Origin of the sequence: Moorena sp. SIO4G3, assembly GCF_010692305.1 — a bacterium.
In the GTDB taxonomy this organism is placed as follows: Bacteria; Cyanobacteriota; Cyanobacteriia; order Cyanobacteriales; family Coleofasciculaceae; genus Moorena; species Moorena producens_A.
This window is the reverse complement of the sequence record NZ_JAAHIG010000050.1, coordinates 21,122-38,621: the sequence shown is the minus strand read 5'-3', so window position 1 is coordinate 38,621 and position 17,500 is coordinate 21,122. Positions and strand designations below refer to the sequence as shown.

Here is a 17,500-nt window from a genome sequence, read left to right as displayed (position 1 = left end):
AAATCAAGGAAAAAACGGTTGAAAGAATAACGAGTTCTAAAGGGATTAGGTGCGCCGTGTACTTGGAGACTTGTTCGCACGGTGCTTAGGGGGCGAAGCGGGGGTGACCCCGCCGACCTACCCGATATAGTTCAGCAATAGTCTTGCGGTCTTGTTCCTGGAATCTCTCATCTGTCGGTTCCGCTTCTCAGTGATAGCAGCTAACCGGGGACTCCAGAAATCTTGCGGTTGACCAGTCTTTAACCGAGCTACTTCTTTGTTGTACCAACGATTCTGAGATTTCAACTTTCGACCATTGATGATGAAACTATCACCCAGATTCGAGACACAGGTTAACCAGTTGTCTACACCCGCGTCAATCCCTAAACAGTTATCAACATCAAGATCTGCCTGAATTTCTTCTGTGTTGTAGACGAACTCTGCATAGTAGCATCCGTTCCTGGGTAATATCCGGAGTTCTCTGATTTCCTTGAATTCTAAGTTGGCTGGCATTGGCAGATAGAAATACTGCATTCCGAAACAGGCTTTAACTCGCTTTCCTAGAGGAATCCTGATTGCTTGGTCAGTCAGTTTCAGTGCTTGCTTAGGATAGCTGACAACTTCCAGCCCACCTTTGGTTCGGTACTTAGGCAACTGTGGGGGTTTATCAATTTTATTCTCTCTGTACGCCTTGAGCAATCCTACGAATGACCGGAAGGATTCAGCGACACTGATCAGGGCTTGCTGTGCTGCCTGGGAGTGCATGAACTGGTAGTGCGGGTTCTTGGTTGTTTTCATCTCATAGTTCAGTTCAAACTTATTGATGAAGCGCTTGGTCTTGAAAAACAACTGTCTAGCATGATAGATGCCGCAGTTGGTTAATTTGTTGGACTCGGAGCAGATGAACTCTAGAACTGGCAACACTTCTGGGTTGTTGATTAGATTTTGCTGACAACCTTTCATTATGTTGATATAATATTTATATCTACACTCTAGCCGATTAATGGGTCAACAATACAGGCATGACAGACATTCAGTGAGTCTGGTTAACTACCACATCGTTTGGATTACCAAGCGACGAAAGAAGGTACTTGTGGACAACATTGAGAAGCGGTTAAGGGAAATCATCTGGGAAGTTTTGGTAGACCTCGACTGCAAGTTAATCAGCCTTGAAATCCAGCCTGACCACGTTCATCTGTTTGTTAATGCCTACCCTTGCCTATCTGCCAAAGACGTAGTACATCGAGTTAAGGGAAGGTCATCAAGATATCTCAGACAAGAGTTTCCAATCCTGCTTAGACTCCCTTCCCTTTGGACTCGAAGTTATTTTGTCAGTACTGCCGGTAACGTCAGCTCTGAAACAGTTAGGCGTTATATTGAGAATCACAGAGAGCATCACGGAGCTTAAAAGCTCCTACCGCTGGCTACATCTCCCCCATGAATGTGGGTAGTTTTGCTTGCTAGCTGACTCTATAAAAACCTATATATTGATCTGTTTAATCCTGCTGTTGAGCTACTAGGGGCGTAATGAGCGAAAATATTGCTTTGAGTAGATTAATTCAAAACCCCCATCCTAATATTGGGATAAGACCACTATCTCTTTGTAGCTAGGCATGAGCTACTGTATCAATCCCCTGTGCCTTCAACCAGATGACCCAGGGAACATGACGAATCTCGTTTGTCGCCATTGTGGCTCAGATTTGTTATTACAAGGTCGCTATCGGGTGATGCGCCTGTTAAGTGACCAAAGTGGCTTTGGTAAGGTTTACGAAGCTTACAACGGGGCAGTACCAAAAATTTTAAAAGTGCTTAAGCCAGAGCACAACTCGAAATCCAGAATTATTGAACTATTTCGCCAAGAGGCAGCTGTATTGAGCAAGCTGACTCATCCCGGTATCCCTCAAATCGATCCAGAGGGCTACTTTCAGTTTTTTCCTAGACAGAGTAAGGAGCCGCTGCATTGCATCATCATGGAGAAAATTGATGGACTTAACTTGAAGCAGTGGATGAGGCAACAGGGCAATCACCCAATTCTAGAACCGCAAGCCCTTAAATGGTTAAAGCAGATAGTAGAGATTTTGCATCTTGTTCACCAAGAAAACTATTTCCATCGCGATATCAAGCCAGAAAACATCATGCTCCGTGCCAATGGGCAATTGGTATTGATTGACTTTGGCACCGCTAGAGAGTTGACCTATACCTACCTAGCGGAAATTGGTGGTGGAGGCAGTGTGACCAAGATTAGTTCCCATGGCTATACTCCCCCAGAGCAAGAAAAAGGGTATGCAGTCCCACAGTCCGATTTTTATGCTCTGGGGCGAACCTTTGTTTATTTACTAACTGGGAAATCAGTCACGGATCAGAGTGTTTATGATCCGTTAAATGATCAATTTCATTGGCGTGATCATGCTCCTCAAATATCTGAGCAGCTAGCCGAATTTATTGATAGTTTGATGGCACGAACGGCAGCAGCTCGACCTCAGAAAACTCAGCAAATTTTAAATGATATCGCTAATATTTCATCTTTTATTAGTATTTCACAGGCTAATACTAATCTAATAAAAGCGAGTACCACCAACCAAAGCTTGAAAACTAAATCTCAACCCAATATTTCTATAGAAACGGAAGTTGTCAAAACCCCAAGAAGAAGAGGGTGGTTAGGAGGAATATTGACTTTGGTGCTTGGATTATTTGGTGCTGGTGGTTGGCTATTGTATCAATCCTATAATCCTTCCCTTAGAAAATATCAAGAGATATCTGCTCAAGAATTATCTGTAGTTAACACTAAGACCTTCACTGCTCATTCAAGTTGGGTTAATTACCTAGTCATTAGTCAAGATGGCGAATTATTAGTTAGTGGGAGCGCCGATAAGACGATTAAAATTTGGAATATCAACACGGCAGAAGAAATCTACACTCTCCAAGGTCATAATAGCTTTGTTAATTATCTAGCTATTAGTCCCGATGGACAACACTTATTTAGTGCTAGTGCCGATAAGACGATTAAAATTTGGGATATCAACACGGGAGAAGAACTCCGCACTCTCCAAGGTCATAAGAGTTATATTAATCATCTAGCGGTTAGTCCGGATGGACAACGATTGTTTAGTGCTAGTGCCGATAAGACGATTAAGATTTGGGATATCAACACGGGAGAAGAAATCCGCACTATCCAAGGTCATCAAAGTTCAATTAACTTTTTATTAATTAGTCAGAATGATCAAGAACTATTTAGTGCTAGTGCTGATAAGACAATTAAAATTTGGGATATCAACACTGGGGAAGAAATCGACACTCTAAAAGGTCATGATAGCTATGTTAATTCTCTAGCCATAAGTCCGGATGGACAACGATTGTTTAGTGCTAGTGCTGACAATACTATCAAAGTCTGGAATCTAGATACTGGAGAAGAAGTCAATAGTCTAACTGATCATACCAATTATGTGGAAGAACTAGCTATCGGTGCTAATTGTAAGAAGTTGTTCAGTGGAAGTGCAGATAAAACGATAAAAGTGTGGGATTTTGCTAATGAAAAACTAATCTACACCCTAAATGGTTTTCCAAATCCAATTGACTATTTTGCGATTAGTCCTGATTGTCATACAATTGCTACTAGTGGTGGTAAAAAAATTATAAAACTGTGGAATTTGCCACAGTTAATTCATTAGTTTTTAAGTGATTATTATGAGCTATTGGTGAACAATTTAAATTTTATGACGTTTAGAGTTTAGATTTAAAGTTAATTAAATGCTAAGGGATTTCATTAATGATTAAAAAAAAACTCTCAATAGTAACAAACGAATACTAACAGAGGAATAGTAATAGACAAATGGACAACTCTCCTGTGACATCTTTTCCTGAAACTCCCTTAGCGCAAGCCATGATACAGCGGTGTATCCAACTAGCACGGCGAGCCCAGGGACGTACTACACCCAACCCTTTAGTGGGTTGTGTAATTGTCCGCAATGGGGAAATTGTTGGGGAAGGGTTTCATCCCGCTGCTGGTCAACCCCACGCGGAAGTGTTTGCCCTCTCAGAGGCTGGGGAAAATGCCCAGGGCGCAACGGTTTACGTGAATCTGGAACCCTGCAATCACTATGGTAGAACCCCTCCTTGTACAGAAGCGTTAATTAAGGCTGGAGTGGCTAAAGTAGTGGTGGGGATGGTGGACCCTGATCCACGGGTATCTGGAAAAGGTATTGAACGGTTAAGGGCGGCTGGAATTGAAGTGGTGGTAGGTGTGGAAGAGGCTGCTTGCCGTCAGCTCAATGAAGGCTTTATTCATCGCATTCTTTACCAGCGTCCATTGGGAATTCTCAAGTATGCTATGACTTTAGATGGCAAAATTGCTGCTACCAGTGGTCACAGCAAATGGATTACAGGGGAAAAGTCCCGCAGTTGGGTGCATCAAATGCGTTCAGCTTGCGATGCAGTGATTGTGGGCGGTAATACGGTGCGTCAGGATAACCCCAACTTGACTAGTCACAATCCAAACCTACCGAATCCCCTACGGGTGATCATGAGTCGCACCCTCGACTTACCCAGAGATGCTCGTGTTTGGCAAACGGATCATGTCCCTACGTTGGTGTTTACAGAGGTCGGAACTGAGGGAGATTTATATCAACATCTGGTCAACCAGGGTGTAGAGGTGGTGGTATTGAATCCTCTGACGCCTTCTCAAGTCATGGCATATTTATATGACAGGCAGCTTTCCAGTGTGTTATGGGAATGTGGTGGTATCTTAGCTGCAAATGCGATCGCAGATGGTGCAGTCCAAAAAATCGTAGCCTTTATTGCTCCAAAAATCATCGGTGGTCAAGGTGGTCCCTCACCAGTAGGAGATTTGGGCTTGACACTCATGACTGATGCTCTAACCTTAGAACGAGTCAGTTGGCGTCAGATAGGATCTGATTATGTAGTGGAAGGTTATATACCTTCTAAGAGGGAGTAGGGAGTAGGGAGTAGGGAGCAGGAAAAAGGCAAGAGGCAAGAGGCAAGAGGCAAGAGGTAAAACATTTTGCTATATTTATAAAATTTGAGATAAAAACTGCTTAGTACGTTCATGTTGAGGATTGTTGAAAAATTCCTGGGGTGTACTTTCTTCCACCAACTTCCCATCAGCCATTAATACCACTCGGTCTGCAACTTCTCTAGCAAAACCTACCTCGTGGGTAACGCAAACCATAGTCATCCCAGAATCAGCAAGCGATCGCATGGTATCGAGTACCTCTCGCACCATCTCTGGGTCGAGAGCTGAGGTAGGCTCATCAAATAACATTATTTTAGGCTGCATTGCCAAAGCACGGGCAATAGCTACCCGTTGCTGTTGTCCCCCTGACAGTTGACCGGGATACTTCTTGGCTTGTTCGAGAATACCGACTTTTTCTAACAGCTGCATGGCAATTTCTTCAGCTTTTGCCTTTTTCCAGCGGCGCACCCAAATCGGAGCAAGGGTGACATTTTGCAGCACAGTCAGGTGAGGAAATAAGTTAAATTGTTGGAACACCATCCCAACTTCTTTGCGAATGGTATCAATGTTTCGCAAATCATGGGAGAGTTCAATGCTATCAATAACAATTTTTCCTTTTTGATAGTCTTCTAAAGCATTAAATGTCCGAATAAACGTAGATTTTCCAGACCCACTAGGCCCCATTATCACCACTACTTCTTTTTTCTTGACTTCTAGACTGACACCACGCAGAACATGAAATTGGTTGCTGGTGTACCACTTATGAACATCTTGAGCGATGATCATGGATTCGGTATCTCCGGGATTCACTGGGTCTTGAGAAGCAGTGATTGGTTGTTGATTGGTCATGATTCTTTTCCCTTGAGTAAGGTTAGATTGGGTTAAAGGTTAAAGGTTACAGGTTTAAGGTTACAGGTTGAAGGTTAAAGGTTGAAGGTTTAAGGTTTAAGGTTAAAGGTTTAAGGTTACAGGTTTAAGGTTATATAGCGTTTATCGCAGTTATGAGGTATTTTCTTCTTTGACGTTGATTCCCCGTCTTGATGCAGCGCAGGGCTATTTCCTATTCCCTGTTCCCTATTCCCTGTTCCCTATTCCCTATTCCCTATTCCCTATTCCCTATTCCCTGTTCCCTAAAATCCATAAATTGTGTACCTCATAGCTATGATAATTGCTATAATCTAGATTCAATGGTCTACATTTAATTGTTTTTCTAGACGTCGGCTTGCTGTGGACATGGCGTAACAAAATAACCAGAATAGGAGTCCGTCGAATAGGTAAACTTCTTGATAGGGGGTTTGAAATTTGGCTTGGGCAAAGATAGAATCACCGATACCAAGCAACTCCACTAGACCTACAACAAATAGGAGAGTTGTGTCTTGAAACAGACTAATAAACTGACCGACAATAGCAGGAATAACAGCTTTGAGTGCTTGAGGTAAAACAATCAGCCCTACGGATAGGGGAGTATTTAAACCCAATGCTTTAGCAGCTTCGATTTGACCCGTAGGTATAGATTGCAGTCCTCCTCGCACATTTTCGGCTAAGTAAGCAGCACTAAATAAAGTCAGACCGATTATTGCCCGTAACACCCGGTCTGGTCGCATTCCTGGTGGTAGAAATAGTGGGATAATTACTTGTCCCATGAACAAAATCGCAATCAGCGGTAGTCCTCGGATTAGTTCAATGTAAAGGATAGAGAAGCCGCGCACAACTGGTAAAGTACTTTGTCGTCCTAGGGCTAGTAATACACCTAGGGGAAAACAGATTAAAATACTGACCACTGCGGCTAAGACATTAAGAAGCAAACCTCCCCATTGATTAGTGGATACCTGTTTTAATCCGAGTCCTCCTCCCAGAAGCCACAGGAAGATTAATAAAGCAATAAACCAAGCTAAAGGTAACCAATTCCCCAGTTTTGGTTGAGTCTTAGCAACCTGTTGTCCTCCCCAAGCACTAGCTACCAGTAAGACTACTATTCCTAACAGCAATAACCGATAGGGAATTGCTACTGGAAATAGCACTAATATAGCACCACTGATCACTAGAGCTATTAACACATTGCGACTAAATAGAGTGGGAATATTTCTTGCTAAAACTCCCCAAGTTATCCCGGATAGGAAGACAATAATCCCCAGAATCAACCATGGACGCCAGTTTTCGGTGGCGGGATAGGTTCCTACAAAAAACAGACGAAAGTTATCTGTAATAACATCCCACTGGGCTTCAGTGGTTGCCCATGTTATCAAGCCTTTAACAGTTACGAATATAAACCATAAAACACTAACCGTTAATAGGCTATTATACCAAGTACTAAATAAATTTTTCTTTATCCAGGTAACTGGATTAACCTGTAGTTCAGGAGGTGGTGCTAGTTCAGGAGGTTGAGAATTAACAGTAGTCATTATCTAGTTATAAGTCAATAGTTAACCAATTAAGTTAACCAATTATCTTTCCGGCAATTGAACTGTCCGATTCAACAGGTTCATCACGAAAGAAATGATCAGGTTAATGGTTAGATAGGTCAGGGGTATGATCACTACGATTATTTCTATTTCATGACCGGCTTGGTTGAAGGTGGTTTGAGCAATGGAGTAGATATCTGGGTAGCCAATCGCAGATGCTAAACTGGAGTTTTTGGCTAGGTTCATATATTGGCTGTTTAGGGAAGGGATAATCACCCGCAAGGCTTGGGGAAAAATCACTAACCGCATAGCTAAGCCTGACTTAAGTCCCAAAGATCTTGCTGCTTCCCACTGTCCTTTCTGTACTGACTCTATTCCAGATCGGACAATTTCCGCGATAAACGCACCTGTGTAAAAGACTAGACCAGCTAGTAAGGCACAGAACTCAATAGTTAGCCGGAGTCCGCCTTCAATATTACCTGTGTCGATAACTTCTTGGGGTCTTTGCCAACTAAAACCGATGATGATAATTAAGACAGCAGCAATTGCGATCGCAATTAAAGCAATTAACTGCGGCTGACCGGATTGTGCTTGTTCTACCATCACTTTAGTGCGCCACTGCCAGATTAAAACTGCTGCGATCGCACCGACTAGCAAAACCACCAACCACAAAAACAGCTGGGTGGTGAAGGGAGGCCAAGGAATATAAATTCCCCGCTTGCTCAAAAATATCGACCCAGGTAACTGAATTTTTTCCGACAGTTTTGGCAGTTGGAAGAAAACACCAAAGTACCAAAATAGTAATTGCAGCAGCAGTGGTGTATTGCGCACTATTTCCACATAAAGCAGACTCAGCTTACTCACTAGCCAATTGTCAGAAAAACTAGCTATCCCGGCGGTAATACCAACAATAGTTGTCAGGATAATCCCAAACACCATCACCCGCAATGAATTAGCCAGTCCGATCAATAAAGCATAGCTATAGGGGTCAGTGGCTTTGTAGGGAATGGGAGTATCGCCAATACCAAATTTGGCTTGATCTTGGAGAAAATCAAACCCCAATTTAATCGCTTGTCGCTGAATATTTCGGCTTAAGTTGGTGCCTAGCCATGCCACGACCGCAATCACCACCAGCACAAATAGGACTTGTATGGCAATGCGCCAAAATCGGTCATCCCGCCACAAAGGAGGCTTTTGACCTATATTGCTTGTCATTGGTTAGTTGTTTAGGTTGAAGGTTGGTTGGTTGAAGGTTGAAGGTTTAATGTTTAAGGTTGCAGGTTTAAGGTTGGTTGGTTGGTTGAAGGTTGAAGGTTTAATGTTTAAGGTTGCAGGTTTAAGGTTGGTTGGTTGCAGGTTGCAGGTTTAAGGTTGGTTGGTTGAATGTTGCAGCTTTAAGGTTGGTTACAGCTTTTAGGTTTTAGATTTTAGAGGCTGTTTTAAAAGTGTTGGATGCTACTATAAATTTACCCCTAGCCCCCCGGGGGGAAGTTGGCTCAAAGTCTCCCAGATTTGGGGGATAATCGTGGCTGATGCCAAACATTTGGTACTTCTCAAACATCCTCTTAGGTTTTAGGTTTACCGTTAACAGTCAACTTTCAACATTCAACCTGCAACCTTCAACCAATCAACCTTCAACCAATCAACCTTCAACCAATCAACCTTCAACCTTCAACCTTGGCCAAAAGGCCACGCGTGCGCGTTCAACCTGAAACAGTTAACAATCCCTTAACGGAAGGGTGGAGAATACAAAATACCCCCACGAGTCCAGAGGTCATTGAGACCCCGATTGAGTTTGAACTGAGAACTTTTACCCAAGTTCCGGTCATAGACTTCGCCGTAGTTACCGACGTGCTTAATCACTCGCGCTGCAAAATCGTTTTCTAAACCGAGACCTTTGCCTAAGTCACCTTCAACACCCAGGAAGCGTTTAACAGTCGGGTTAGGACTGTTGCTCATTTGTGCCACATTCGCCTTAGTAATGCCTAACTCTTCGGCTTCAATCAAGGCGAAGGTAACCCACTTGACGACATCAAACCAAGCAGAGTCATTATTAATAGTTACTGGTCCCAAGGGTTCCTTGGACATGGTAACATCTAGGAGTATATGATCATCAGGTTTAGGCAGAGTGCTACGTTTGGCCAGTAGTTGGGATTTATCAGAAGTCATGCCGTCACAACGTTCTTCGTCATAGGCAGTATAGGCAGGGTCTGCTTTCTGAAATACCACGGGCTCAAATTCGACACCTGCTTCTCGCATCTTGTCGGTTAAATTCAACTCAGTAGTGGTTCCAGTTTCCACACAGACGGATTTGCCTTTAAAATCTTTCAGTGTCTTAATCCCACTGTTTTTGCGCACCATCATGCCCTGACCATCATAAAAGGTAGTAGGGGCAAATTCTAAATTATTGGTAGAGCTATCTCGGCTAAGAGTCCAGGTGGTATTGCGCGAGAGCATATCCACTTCACCATTCCGGACGGCGGGAAATCGCTCCGTGGAGTCAAGGTTACGGTACTCTACTGCTCCTGGGTCATCAAACAAAGCAGCAGCAACTGCTTTACAGACATCCACATCTAGCCCGGAGTAGTTACCGCTCCCATCCACAAAGCTAAATCCGGGAATGCCACCGTCAACACCACAAATCAGCTTGCCACGGCTCTTGACTATATCTAAGCGGCTTTGTGTAGCGCTTGTCCCACCTCCTTCACAGGCTGTTAAGGGTGCAACTAATACTAGAGTGGCTAGTACCAGAGAACTCCATTTAGGCATAAGTTTTTTCTTGGTCTTGTTTTTTAGATAGACAACGGCCTCACGCGATCAGCTGACATGAGCTTCCGCTGCTTAAGCTTGCTTGCATTTTAGATCAAGTTGGTTAGATTACTTATGGGGCTAGATTACTTATCTAGCAAAGGGAACAGGGAGTCGGGAGTCGGGAGTCGGGAGCGGTGCGACCCGTGGCGAATTTAATTCGCCTACGGAAAGCGCACCGAGGGAGTCGGTAGTCGGGAGTCGGGAGTCGGGAATATGGCATCAAAAATTCTCATAATTCCGACACGGATGGCTATCCTATCCGTCGGCTGCTAATGGGTAATTACAGTAGACTTCAGCGCAGTTGTCGGGAACTTTAGACCAGGGAAATTTAGTTATTGTAGTTATAAACTTTTATAGCAATTCTACGACTTGTGAGGTACAAATTTCTGGTTTTTAGGGAGCAGGGAGCAGGGAGCAGGGAGCAGGGAAGAGGTAAGAAGTAAGAGGGAAGAGGGAAGAGGGAAGAGGGAAGAGGTGAAAAATAATGTGTACCTCATGAGTCCTAGAAACGCTATATCTCAAAGAGTAGGATTATCTAATCAAAAAGATCTAGACTTGATTAGAGGTTGTCTGAGAAGTATCATTTGCTACATTCAAGCCCCCTAAATCCCCCAATTTTGGGGGACTTTTAGCAATAAATGGATTCTTGTTCCCCCCAGAATTGGGGGGCTAGGGGGGCAAAGTTCAGTATCAAAAAACTTGGGAGATATCCTCTTAGTTCTTTGCTTCGAGAAGAGAGTCGAATGATTATTGCTCTTATTAAAAAGCTGGAAACCTGATTTCTGTTCCGATATCCCCTGTTCCCAGATCCGCTGTTCCCTGTTCCCTATTCCAAGCTGAATTAATCTCTCAAAATCTGATCAATCATCCGGTTAGCTTGGGATTCATAACCACTACCAAACAGATTAAAGTGATTGAGGATGTGGTAAAGGTTATAGAGGTTTTTCCGCCGTTTGTAACCTTGCTCTAAGGGCCACACCTCGTTATAGCCTCGATAAAATGCTGCTGGGAAACCACCAAACAATTCGGTCATAGCAATATCAACTTCGCGATCGCCTACATAAGTAGCTGGGTCAAAAATTACTGGTTCTCCCGCCATGGTAATAGCCGCATTACCACCCCATAAATCACCATGTACTAAGGAAGGTTGAGGCTGATGATCCAGTAATTTAGGAACTTCTGCCAGTAATTGGTTTTGTTTCGGGAAATGACCACTGCGACGCCGTGCTAGCTGAAACTGATAACCCAGGCGATACTCTACAAAAAACTCTACCCAATCCGACATCCATTGATTCACTTGTGGTGTCGAACCAATCGTATTATTTTGATTCCAACCAAACTTTCCCATCTCGGTTGAACCTTGGGGGGGACTAGCCTGATGCATGGCTGCTAACTGATGTCCCATTTTTACCCAAGACTCGGTACTGTTACCACCACCAAGGTCTAGCCACTCCAAGACAATATAAGAACAATCGACGGCAGTGCCATAGCAAATTGCTTTGGGGATTCGGATAGTCTGAGTTGCCACCATCTGCTTGAGACCCAGGGCTTCGGCCTCAAACATATAGACTTGAGAGGCAGAATTGAGTTTAACAAAATACTTATTAGTCTTACCGACCAGAGCATAACCCTGATTAATACAACCACCACCAACAGATTGGCGCTGGTTAATCTCAAAGGTTTCACCGGTGACTTGGCTGATCTGGTCAGCAATTTCTTTCCACATTTTAGAGGGAGTAGGGAGTAGGGAGTAGGGAGTAGGGAGTAGGGAATAGGGAGTAGGGAGTAGGGAGTAGGAGGAATAAAATTGACTATACCTTATAAGTAGGATAGTAGGATAAATGCTATAGATAATTTTGAATTCACCAACAATTCAGCAAAAAAGGAATGTGTTGACCGTTGACGGTTGACTGTAAAAGCAACTCATACCGAGTTGCATTCAAAGAAAGTACATTGCTTGGATAGGGAGATAGGGAGATAGGGAGATAGGGAGATAGGGAGATAGGGAGATAGGCGCAAGAGAAAGTTGTACGTTTGACCGCAACTTGGTATCAAAATCAACTAACCACCATAGCGTTGATCATAGCTATGAGGTACACAGAATTTTTTCCCGACTCCCGACTCCCGATTCCCGTTCCCCTCCTGGGAGGGGTTAGGGGTGGGTTCCGATCCCCGATTCCCTACTCCCTACTCCCTACTCCCGATTCCCTGTTCCCCGTTCCCTGTTCCCTTTGCGATCAAAATACCATACCCATGGGGAGACAGATACTGCTGTGCAGCCTTTTGGATATCAACAGCAGTAACTGATTTAATATGACTAGGGTAATTCAGTGCTGGTTCTAAATCCCCGACTTGGGAGTAATAGTAACCATATAAACTGGTGCGAGCGCTTGGTTTCTCATTACTAAAGATAAACTGATTGGCCACTTTGGTACGAATCCGAGCAATCTCTGAGTCTGATACCAATTCTGTCTGACAGCGATGGATATGGTTTGCGATCGCATTTTCCACTTCTGCCAAATTCTCAGCTGGGAGTTTAGCAGAAATGTAAAACACCCCTTGCAGCCGCTGAGTGATATTACTAACCCCAATTTGAGTAACCAGTTGCCGTTCTTCTCGCAAATCCCTAAACAACCTGGACATACGACCTCGTCCTAAAATTCCTGCTAGCACATCCAAAGCATAGGTTTCCTTCAACTCAGGTATACCAGGGACCCGCCACACCATCACCAGCCGCGCTTGTTGTAAAGATTCATCCACATACTCCCGACGGACAATCTTCTCGAAAGCTGGTTCAGGGGGAAGGTTTGTTCTATGTTCTATTGCCCTTGGCTGTGCTTGAGTAAATCCATTGCTGACAATTTCAATTAATTCAGTCACTGGCAAATTCCCCACCACTGCGGCAGTCATAGACCCTGGTTGATACCAACTACCGTGAAAGTCACGCATCTGCTGAGGCTGGAGTTGTTCAATCACCGAGGCAGGTCCAAGCACAGGACGTCGATAGGGTAACTGATCAAAGGTAGTTTCCATTGCCCACCTATGGGTGCGGCGGCGGGGATTATCCTGGGAACGGCGAATTTCTTCCAAAACTACCATTCGCTCCTTTTCAAAGCCATGATCAGGAATACTAGGATTGAGTACCACCTCCAGCTGTAATGGTGCCAGCTGGGCAAAATCTTTAGGAGCTGTAGTGATGTAATAGTGAGTGTAATCCTGACTTGTAGCCGCATTGGTTACCGCACCCCGTTGCTCAATCAGCCGCTCAAACTCACCACTTTGCAATTTTGGTGTGCCCTTAAACACCATATGCTCCAGAAAATGAGCCATACCATTAATCTGATCTGATTCCACTGCGGAACCCACATTAATCCAAACATTCAGATTGACAGCTTCAACCGGCATCTGCTCCGCCACAATGGTTAACCCATTCGGTAGCTTCTCAACAGTCGGAGCATTCAGGGAGGGAGTATTGAGCAAACTGGAAGTCATTAAATTAATCACTACACTATTTATTCATGGTAATCTTTCGGTTTGATATAGGGTTTTTGATATAGCAAAGGGAATCGGGAATCGGGAATCGGGAATCGGAACCCACCCCTAACCCCTCCCAGGAGGGGAACGGGAATCGGGATTAGCCACGATAACACCACACTTCCCATCTCCATTAAAATCATTCCATTATTCAGCAACGCCGCCAGTAATAGAGTATTGTCCTAAGCTGCCGTAATCACTATATCCGGTAGCTAAGTTTCCAAGACCCGTACCATCAATGCTTAGATAGTACTGTCCTGGATTGAGGTCAAGATTAAAGCTAGCAGACAGAGAACCGATAGGATTAGAGACGCTAATCAGTTGACCAGAAGCATTATATAGTTTAGCCAGAATGTCTAAATTAGGTCCTCGCTCAAAAGGCTTAATATCTAGGGCTATGTTGCCCGTTGTTGAATTGAACTGGAACCAGTCAATGTCGTTATTTTGTTCAATGATGCCATAAGTTTCTACCTGACCACCATTGAAAGATAGCGCTGCTGCACTGGTTCGACTGTTACCATAATCGTCCAGGCGATAGCCAAAACCATTTTGCCCAGTGATGATGTCTAGGTCATCTTCTTGGTTGCTGGCACCGGTATACTCACCTTTGCTCCATTGAGTTAGATTTTTATCGTTGCCCTCTCCCATAATAGGAGCCCACCCTGTTTCGACATTGCCATTGTCATGACCAGTGTAATAGTGGTTGGTTAAATTACCGTCATGTGTCAGACCCAAGCTATGACCTACTTCATGGCTAATAGCTTCAGCCACCGCTTTCTCACTACCTCCAGCGCGATTCTCTGAAAAAATAAAAACGGGGGTATCAGTGTTCCAGTTGAATGAATCCATATAAGCCAAACCACCGGTACCTTTTTGATACCAAGAACCATCTCCCCCAATCACAACGCGAATCCCCCATTGGGAATCACTAGCGCTGGTTTTTTTGAGTTGGTCATCGGAAGGTTGGGCAGTAGTTACATTGACATTAAAGGGACTAAAGTCTTCTGCCACCCGTTGCCAAATGCGCCAAATGGTCTGTGTCTCAGCAGTGGAAAAATTTGAAGTATTCCCATCCGTGTCATAGGCAGGGGTCACAATGGGACTCCCGAACTTCTGGTTCCATAGGGTATTTGTGGTAGTTTGACCATCAAAGTCAAGGTAGATAATGTGGTCTGCGTCTGGATTGCTGTTGAGGGAAAAGACTTGGTTCGGGCTCAAGGGCTGATAGGTATTTGGTTTGGTAGTTGCAGCAATTCCAATAGTGGTAGTACTTTCAGGTAACTCTAAATCATCGGAAACAATGCCATTGCTACCAAGAGCGTAGGGTCTTACCTCGGCAAAGTAAGTGCCATTGGTAGCACTGTTGTTGATCACATTCTTAGCTTTGCTACCCTCTAAAGACCTAGCCACGTTTTGGTCGCCAAAGTCCAAGATGCCATTATTCTTAGTGTCCCAATAGAGTCTGAGGTTAGCATCATCACCGGCACTGATCTGGTATAAATTTAGCTTAATTTGACCGTTGTTTGAGACCCTAAACTTAAACACATCACTGCGGTCTAAGAGCCTAAGCTCCCCATTGCGGCTGATGAAATTGCTGGTGAAAGTGCCTAAATCCTCGAAAATACCCATGATTCACTCCTGACTTTTTTCTCTGTGAAAAGAAATAGAAATTAGCCCAAAAACTTGATTTTTTTTGAGCTTTACTACATCTACAGCTTAATAAACCACACCTAAATTTTGTAATATTTGTAAGCCAAGTTTATCAGCTCTTAATTTTAGCGGTGCGACCCGTGGCGAATTTAATTACGGGTAAAGCGCACCGTAACGAAATTAGCTTAATGATCACAGTTGTCAGAGCTGATTGGTAAAGTAAGCTATAACCATGACACTGGAAGGATTTCAGGAATTCGGTCTAGTTTGAGACCTGTTCCATGAAATCCATATCTGTCAAGGGATTTGAGCGATGAATATTTACTATAAATTAGCTATAACTTAACGCTTATGGATTACTATACATCCTCAACATAAGCTTCGATATTGGAATATTTTTAGGAACGTTTCTAATGATAAATATTGCAGGATCTAAGCAATCGTGCCAGTAATAGAGTATTGTCCTAAGCTGCCGTAATCACTATATCCGCCAGTAATTACGTTTCTTTCACCAATACCCTCAACGCTTAGATAGTACTGTCCTGGATCGAGGTCAACATTAAAGCTAGCAGACAGAGAACCGATGGGATTAGAGAAGCTAATCAGTTGACCAGAAGCATCATATAGCCTAGCCAGAATGTCTAAATTAGCTCCTCGCTCAAAAGGCTCAATATCTAGGGCTATGTTGCCCGTTGTTGAATTGAACTGAAACCAGTCAATGTCGTTATTTTTTTCAATGATGCCATAATTTTCCACCTGACCATCATTGATGGATAGCGCTGCTGCACCGGTTCGCCAGTTACTATAATCGTCCTGGCGATAGCCAAAACCATTTTGCCCAGTGATGATGTCTAGGTCATCTTCTTGGTTGCTGGCACCGATATAGTCACCTTGGCTCCACTGAGTTAAGTCCTTGAAATCACTATTCCCCATGATAGGAGCCCATCCTGTTGGGCCGCTGCCATGACCAGTGTAATACTCGGTGGTGAAATTACCGTCATGTTCAACACCCAAGGTATGACCTACCTCATGGCTAATGGTCTCAGCCACCCCTTTCTCACTGCCGTTATACATTTCTGAAAAAACAAAGGTGGGGGTATCAATGTCGTCGTTGAATGAATCAATATAAGCGACACCAACGGCACCTGGTTTATTATACCAAGAACCATCTCCGCCAATCACAACGCGAATGCCCCATTGGGAATCACTACCGCTAGTTTTTTTGAGTTGGTCCTCGGAAGATTGGGCAGTAGTCACATTGACATTAAAGGGACTAAAGTCTTCTGCCACCCGTTGCCAAATGTGCCAAATCGTCTCTTTCTCAGCAGTGGAGAAATTTGAAGTATCCCCATCCGTGTCATAGGCAGGGGTTACAATAGGATTTCCGTAGTCATCGTTCCAGTCAGTACCTGTGGTGGTGTGACCATTAAAGTCAAGGTAGATAATGTGGTCTGCGTCTGGGTTGCTATTTAGGGAAAAAACTTCGTTGGGGTTAAAGGGCTGATAGGTATTTGGTTTGCTAGTTGGGGTAGTTCCAGTTCCAGTAGTAGTAGTACTTCCAGACAACTCTAAATCATAGGAAACAATACCATTGCTACCAGGAGCGTAGCGTATTACCTGGGCAAAGTAAGTGCCACTGGTAGCAGTGTAGTTGATCACATCGTCAGCATTGCCACTTTGTAAAGATCTAGCGACATTTTGGTCGCCAAAGTCCAAGATGCCATTGTTGTTAGTGTCCTGATAGAGTCTGAGGTTAGCATCATCACCGGCACTGATATTGTTTAGATTTAGGTTAATTTGACCGTTGTTTGAGAGGCTAAACTTATACACATCACTGCGGTCTAAGATTCTAAGGTCCCCATTGCGGATGATGGAATTACCCGTGAAAGTGCCTAAATCCTCGAAAGTACCCATGATTTACTCCTGTTTTTTTTCTGTGAAAAGCAATGTAAATTAGCCCAAAAAAAAATTTTTTGTTGCGCTTAACTACATTTACACAGTAATCAACCAAACCTAGTTTTGTAATATTTGTAAGCAAAGTTTATCAGCTCTTAATTTTGAACAAAATTAGCTTAATTATCACCGTTGTCATATCTGATTGATAAACTAAGCTATAACCCTGGCGCTGCAATGCTTTCATCGATCGATTAGTGCT

The 17,500-nt window shown here is 43.6% G+C and carries 16 protein-coding genes; 4 read left to right on the top strand and 12 right to left on the bottom strand.

The window, feature by feature from the left end:
• Nucleotides 1-117: 117 nt before the first annotated feature.
• The gene (locus F6J99_RS12295; protein WP_293113161.1) at nt 118-942 is read right to left on the bottom strand and encodes a transposase; all 825 of its coding nucleotides are present in this window, start codon (nt 940-942) and stop codon (nt 118-120) included.
• A 40-nt stretch (nt 943-982) separates the two neighbouring features.
• Here F6J99_RS12295 and tnpA point away from each other — a divergent pair, with 40 nt between their 5' ends.
• The 3 genes from tnpA to ribD all read left to right on the top strand — a co-directional run bounded on the left by tnpA (nt 983) and on the right by ribD (nt 4,930).
• A complete protein-coding gene (tnpA, locus tag F6J99_RS12290) occupies nt 983-1,387 on the top strand; it encodes an IS200/IS605 family transposase (protein WP_293103815.1) in 405 nt (134 codons plus the stop codon).
• 205 nt (nt 1,388-1,592) lie between these two features.
• Complete coding sequence (locus tag F6J99_RS12285; RefSeq protein ID WP_365973173.1) at nt 1,593-3,647, top strand: serine/threonine-protein kinase; 2,055 nt, start codon at nt 1,593-1,595, stop codon at nt 3,645-3,647.
• 161 nt (nt 3,648-3,808) lie between these two features.
• Nucleotides 3,809-4,930, top strand: coding sequence for a bifunctional diaminohydroxyphosphoribosylaminopyrimidine deaminase/5-amino-6-(5-phosphoribosylamino)uracil reductase RibD (ribD, locus tag F6J99_RS12280; RefSeq protein WP_293113159.1), 1,122 nt, complete (start codon nt 3,809-3,811; stop codon nt 4,928-4,930).
• Between the two features lie 75 nt (nt 4,931-5,005).
• Here ribD and F6J99_RS12275 read toward each other — a convergent pair whose 3' ends face one another.
• Nucleotides 5,006-5,797, bottom strand: coding sequence for an amino acid ABC transporter ATP-binding protein (locus F6J99_RS12275; RefSeq protein WP_293113158.1), 792 nt, complete (start codon nt 5,795-5,797; stop codon nt 5,006-5,008).
• Between the two features lie 169 nt (nt 5,798-5,966).
• On the opposite strand from F6J99_RS12275, the gene F6J99_RS12270 reads away from it, so the two are divergent.
• Entirely contained in the window at nt 5,967-6,107 is a 141-nt protein-coding gene (locus tag F6J99_RS12270) for a hypothetical protein (RefSeq protein ID WP_293113157.1), read from the top strand.
• Nucleotides 6,108-6,132: 25 nt separating this feature from the next.
• Here F6J99_RS12270 and F6J99_RS12265 read toward each other — a convergent pair whose 3' ends face one another.
• The 10 genes from F6J99_RS12265 to F6J99_RS12220 form a co-directional block, all read right to left on the bottom strand.
• Nucleotides 6,133-7,350 carry an amino acid ABC transporter permease gene (locus F6J99_RS12265; RefSeq protein WP_293113156.1) on the bottom strand — a complete coding sequence of 406 codons (1,218 nt, stop codon included), beginning with the start codon at nt 7,348-7,350 and terminating at the stop codon, nt 6,133-6,135.
• Between the two features lie 42 nt (nt 7,351-7,392).
• The gene (locus F6J99_RS12260) at nt 7,393-8,565 is read right to left on the bottom strand and encodes an ABC transporter permease subunit (RefSeq protein WP_293113155.1); all 1,173 of its coding nucleotides are present in this window, start codon (nt 8,563-8,565) and stop codon (nt 7,393-7,395) included.
• Between the two features lie 513 nt (nt 8,566-9,078).
• Complete coding sequence (locus tag F6J99_RS12255) at nt 9,079-10,119, bottom strand: amino acid ABC transporter substrate-binding protein (protein ID WP_293113154.1); 1,041 nt, start codon at nt 10,117-10,119, stop codon at nt 9,079-9,081.
• A gap of 133 nt (nt 10,120-10,252) precedes the next feature.
• Nucleotides 10,253-10,381, bottom strand: coding sequence for a hypothetical protein (locus F6J99_RS12250; protein ID WP_293113153.1), 129 nt, complete (start codon nt 10,379-10,381; stop codon nt 10,253-10,255).
• 142 nt (nt 10,382-10,523) lie between these two features.
• Nucleotides 10,524-10,658 (bottom strand): hypothetical protein, encoded by a 135-nt coding sequence (locus F6J99_RS12245; RefSeq protein WP_293112531.1) that lies wholly within the window; start codon nt 10,656-10,658, stop codon nt 10,524-10,526.
• 344 nt (nt 10,659-11,002) lie between these two features.
• A complete protein-coding gene (locus tag F6J99_RS12240) occupies nt 11,003-11,887 on the bottom strand; it encodes a fructosamine kinase family protein (protein WP_293113152.1) in 885 nt (294 codons plus the stop codon).
• Between the two features lie 461 nt (nt 11,888-12,348).
• A complete protein-coding gene (locus F6J99_RS12235) occupies nt 12,349-13,653 on the bottom strand; it encodes a pitrilysin family protein (protein WP_293113151.1) in 1,305 nt (434 codons plus the stop codon).
• A gap of 20 nt (nt 13,654-13,673) precedes the next feature.
• Nucleotides 13,674-13,853 (bottom strand): hypothetical protein, encoded by a 180-nt coding sequence (locus F6J99_RS12230; protein ID WP_293113150.1) that lies wholly within the window; start codon nt 13,851-13,853, stop codon nt 13,674-13,676.
• A complete protein-coding gene (locus F6J99_RS12225; protein ID WP_293113149.1) occupies nt 13,843-15,324 on the bottom strand; it encodes a zinc-dependent metalloprotease family protein in 1,482 nt (493 codons plus the stop codon). Before F6J99_RS12225 ends, F6J99_RS12230 begins: the two co-directional genes overlap by 11 nt.
• Nucleotides 15,325-15,777: 453 nt before the next feature.
• The gene (locus F6J99_RS12220; RefSeq protein WP_293113148.1) at nt 15,778-17,259 is read right to left on the bottom strand and encodes a pre-peptidase C-terminal domain-containing protein; all 1,482 of its coding nucleotides are present in this window, start codon (nt 17,257-17,259) and stop codon (nt 15,778-15,780) included.
• Between the last annotated feature and the right edge of the window lie 241 nt (nt 17,260-17,500).

What these genes read in the sequence shown, in the direction of transcription:
- tnpA (WP_293103815.1), top strand. Translation starts at nt 983, where the DNA reads ATGGGTCAACAATACAGGCATGACAGACATTCAGTGAGTCTGGTTAAC.
- ribD (WP_293113159.1), top strand. Translation starts at nt 3,809, where the DNA reads ATGGACAACTCTCCTGTGACATCTTTTCCTGAAACTCCCTTAGCGCAA.
- F6J99_RS12265 (WP_293113156.1), bottom strand. Translation starts at nt 7,350, where the DNA reads ATGACTACTGTTAATTCTCAACCTCCTGAACTAGCACCACCTCCTGAA.
- F6J99_RS12260 (WP_293113155.1), bottom strand. Translation starts at nt 8,565, where the DNA reads ATGACAAGCAATATAGGTCAAAAGCCTCCTTTGTGGCGGGATGACCGA.
- F6J99_RS12245 (WP_293112531.1), bottom strand. Translation starts at nt 10,658, where the DNA reads ATGAGGTACACATTATTTTTCACCTCTTCCCTCTTCCCTCTTCCCTCT.
- F6J99_RS12295 (WP_293113161.1), bottom strand. Translation starts at nt 942, where the DNA reads ATGAAAGGTTGTCAGCAAAATCTAATCAACAACCCAGAAGTGTTGCCA.
- F6J99_RS12235 (WP_293113151.1), bottom strand. Translation starts at nt 13,653, where the DNA reads ATGACTTCCAGTTTGCTCAATACTCCCTCCCTGAATGCTCCGACTGTT.
- F6J99_RS12250 (WP_293113153.1), bottom strand. Translation starts at nt 10,381, where the DNA reads ATGCCATATTCCCGACTCCCGACTCCCGACTACCGACTCCCTCGGTGC.
- F6J99_RS12285 (WP_365973173.1), top strand. Translation starts at nt 1,593, where the DNA reads ATGAGCTACTGTATCAATCCCCTGTGCCTTCAACCAGATGACCCAGGG.
- F6J99_RS12275 (WP_293113158.1), bottom strand. Translation starts at nt 5,797, where the DNA reads ATGACCAATCAACAACCAATCACTGCTTCTCAAGACCCAGTGAATCCC.
- F6J99_RS12255 (WP_293113154.1), bottom strand. Translation starts at nt 10,119, where the DNA reads ATGCCTAAATGGAGTTCTCTGGTACTAGCCACTCTAGTATTAGTTGCA.
- F6J99_RS12220 (WP_293113148.1), bottom strand. Translation starts at nt 17,259, where the DNA reads ATGGGTACTTTCGAGGATTTAGGCACTTTCACGGGTAATTCCATCATC.
- F6J99_RS12225 (WP_293113149.1), bottom strand. Translation starts at nt 15,324, where the DNA reads ATGGGTATTTTCGAGGATTTAGGCACTTTCACCAGCAATTTCATCAGC.
- F6J99_RS12240 (WP_293113152.1), bottom strand. Translation starts at nt 11,887, where the DNA reads ATGTGGAAAGAAATTGCTGACCAGATCAGCCAAGTCACCGGTGAAACC.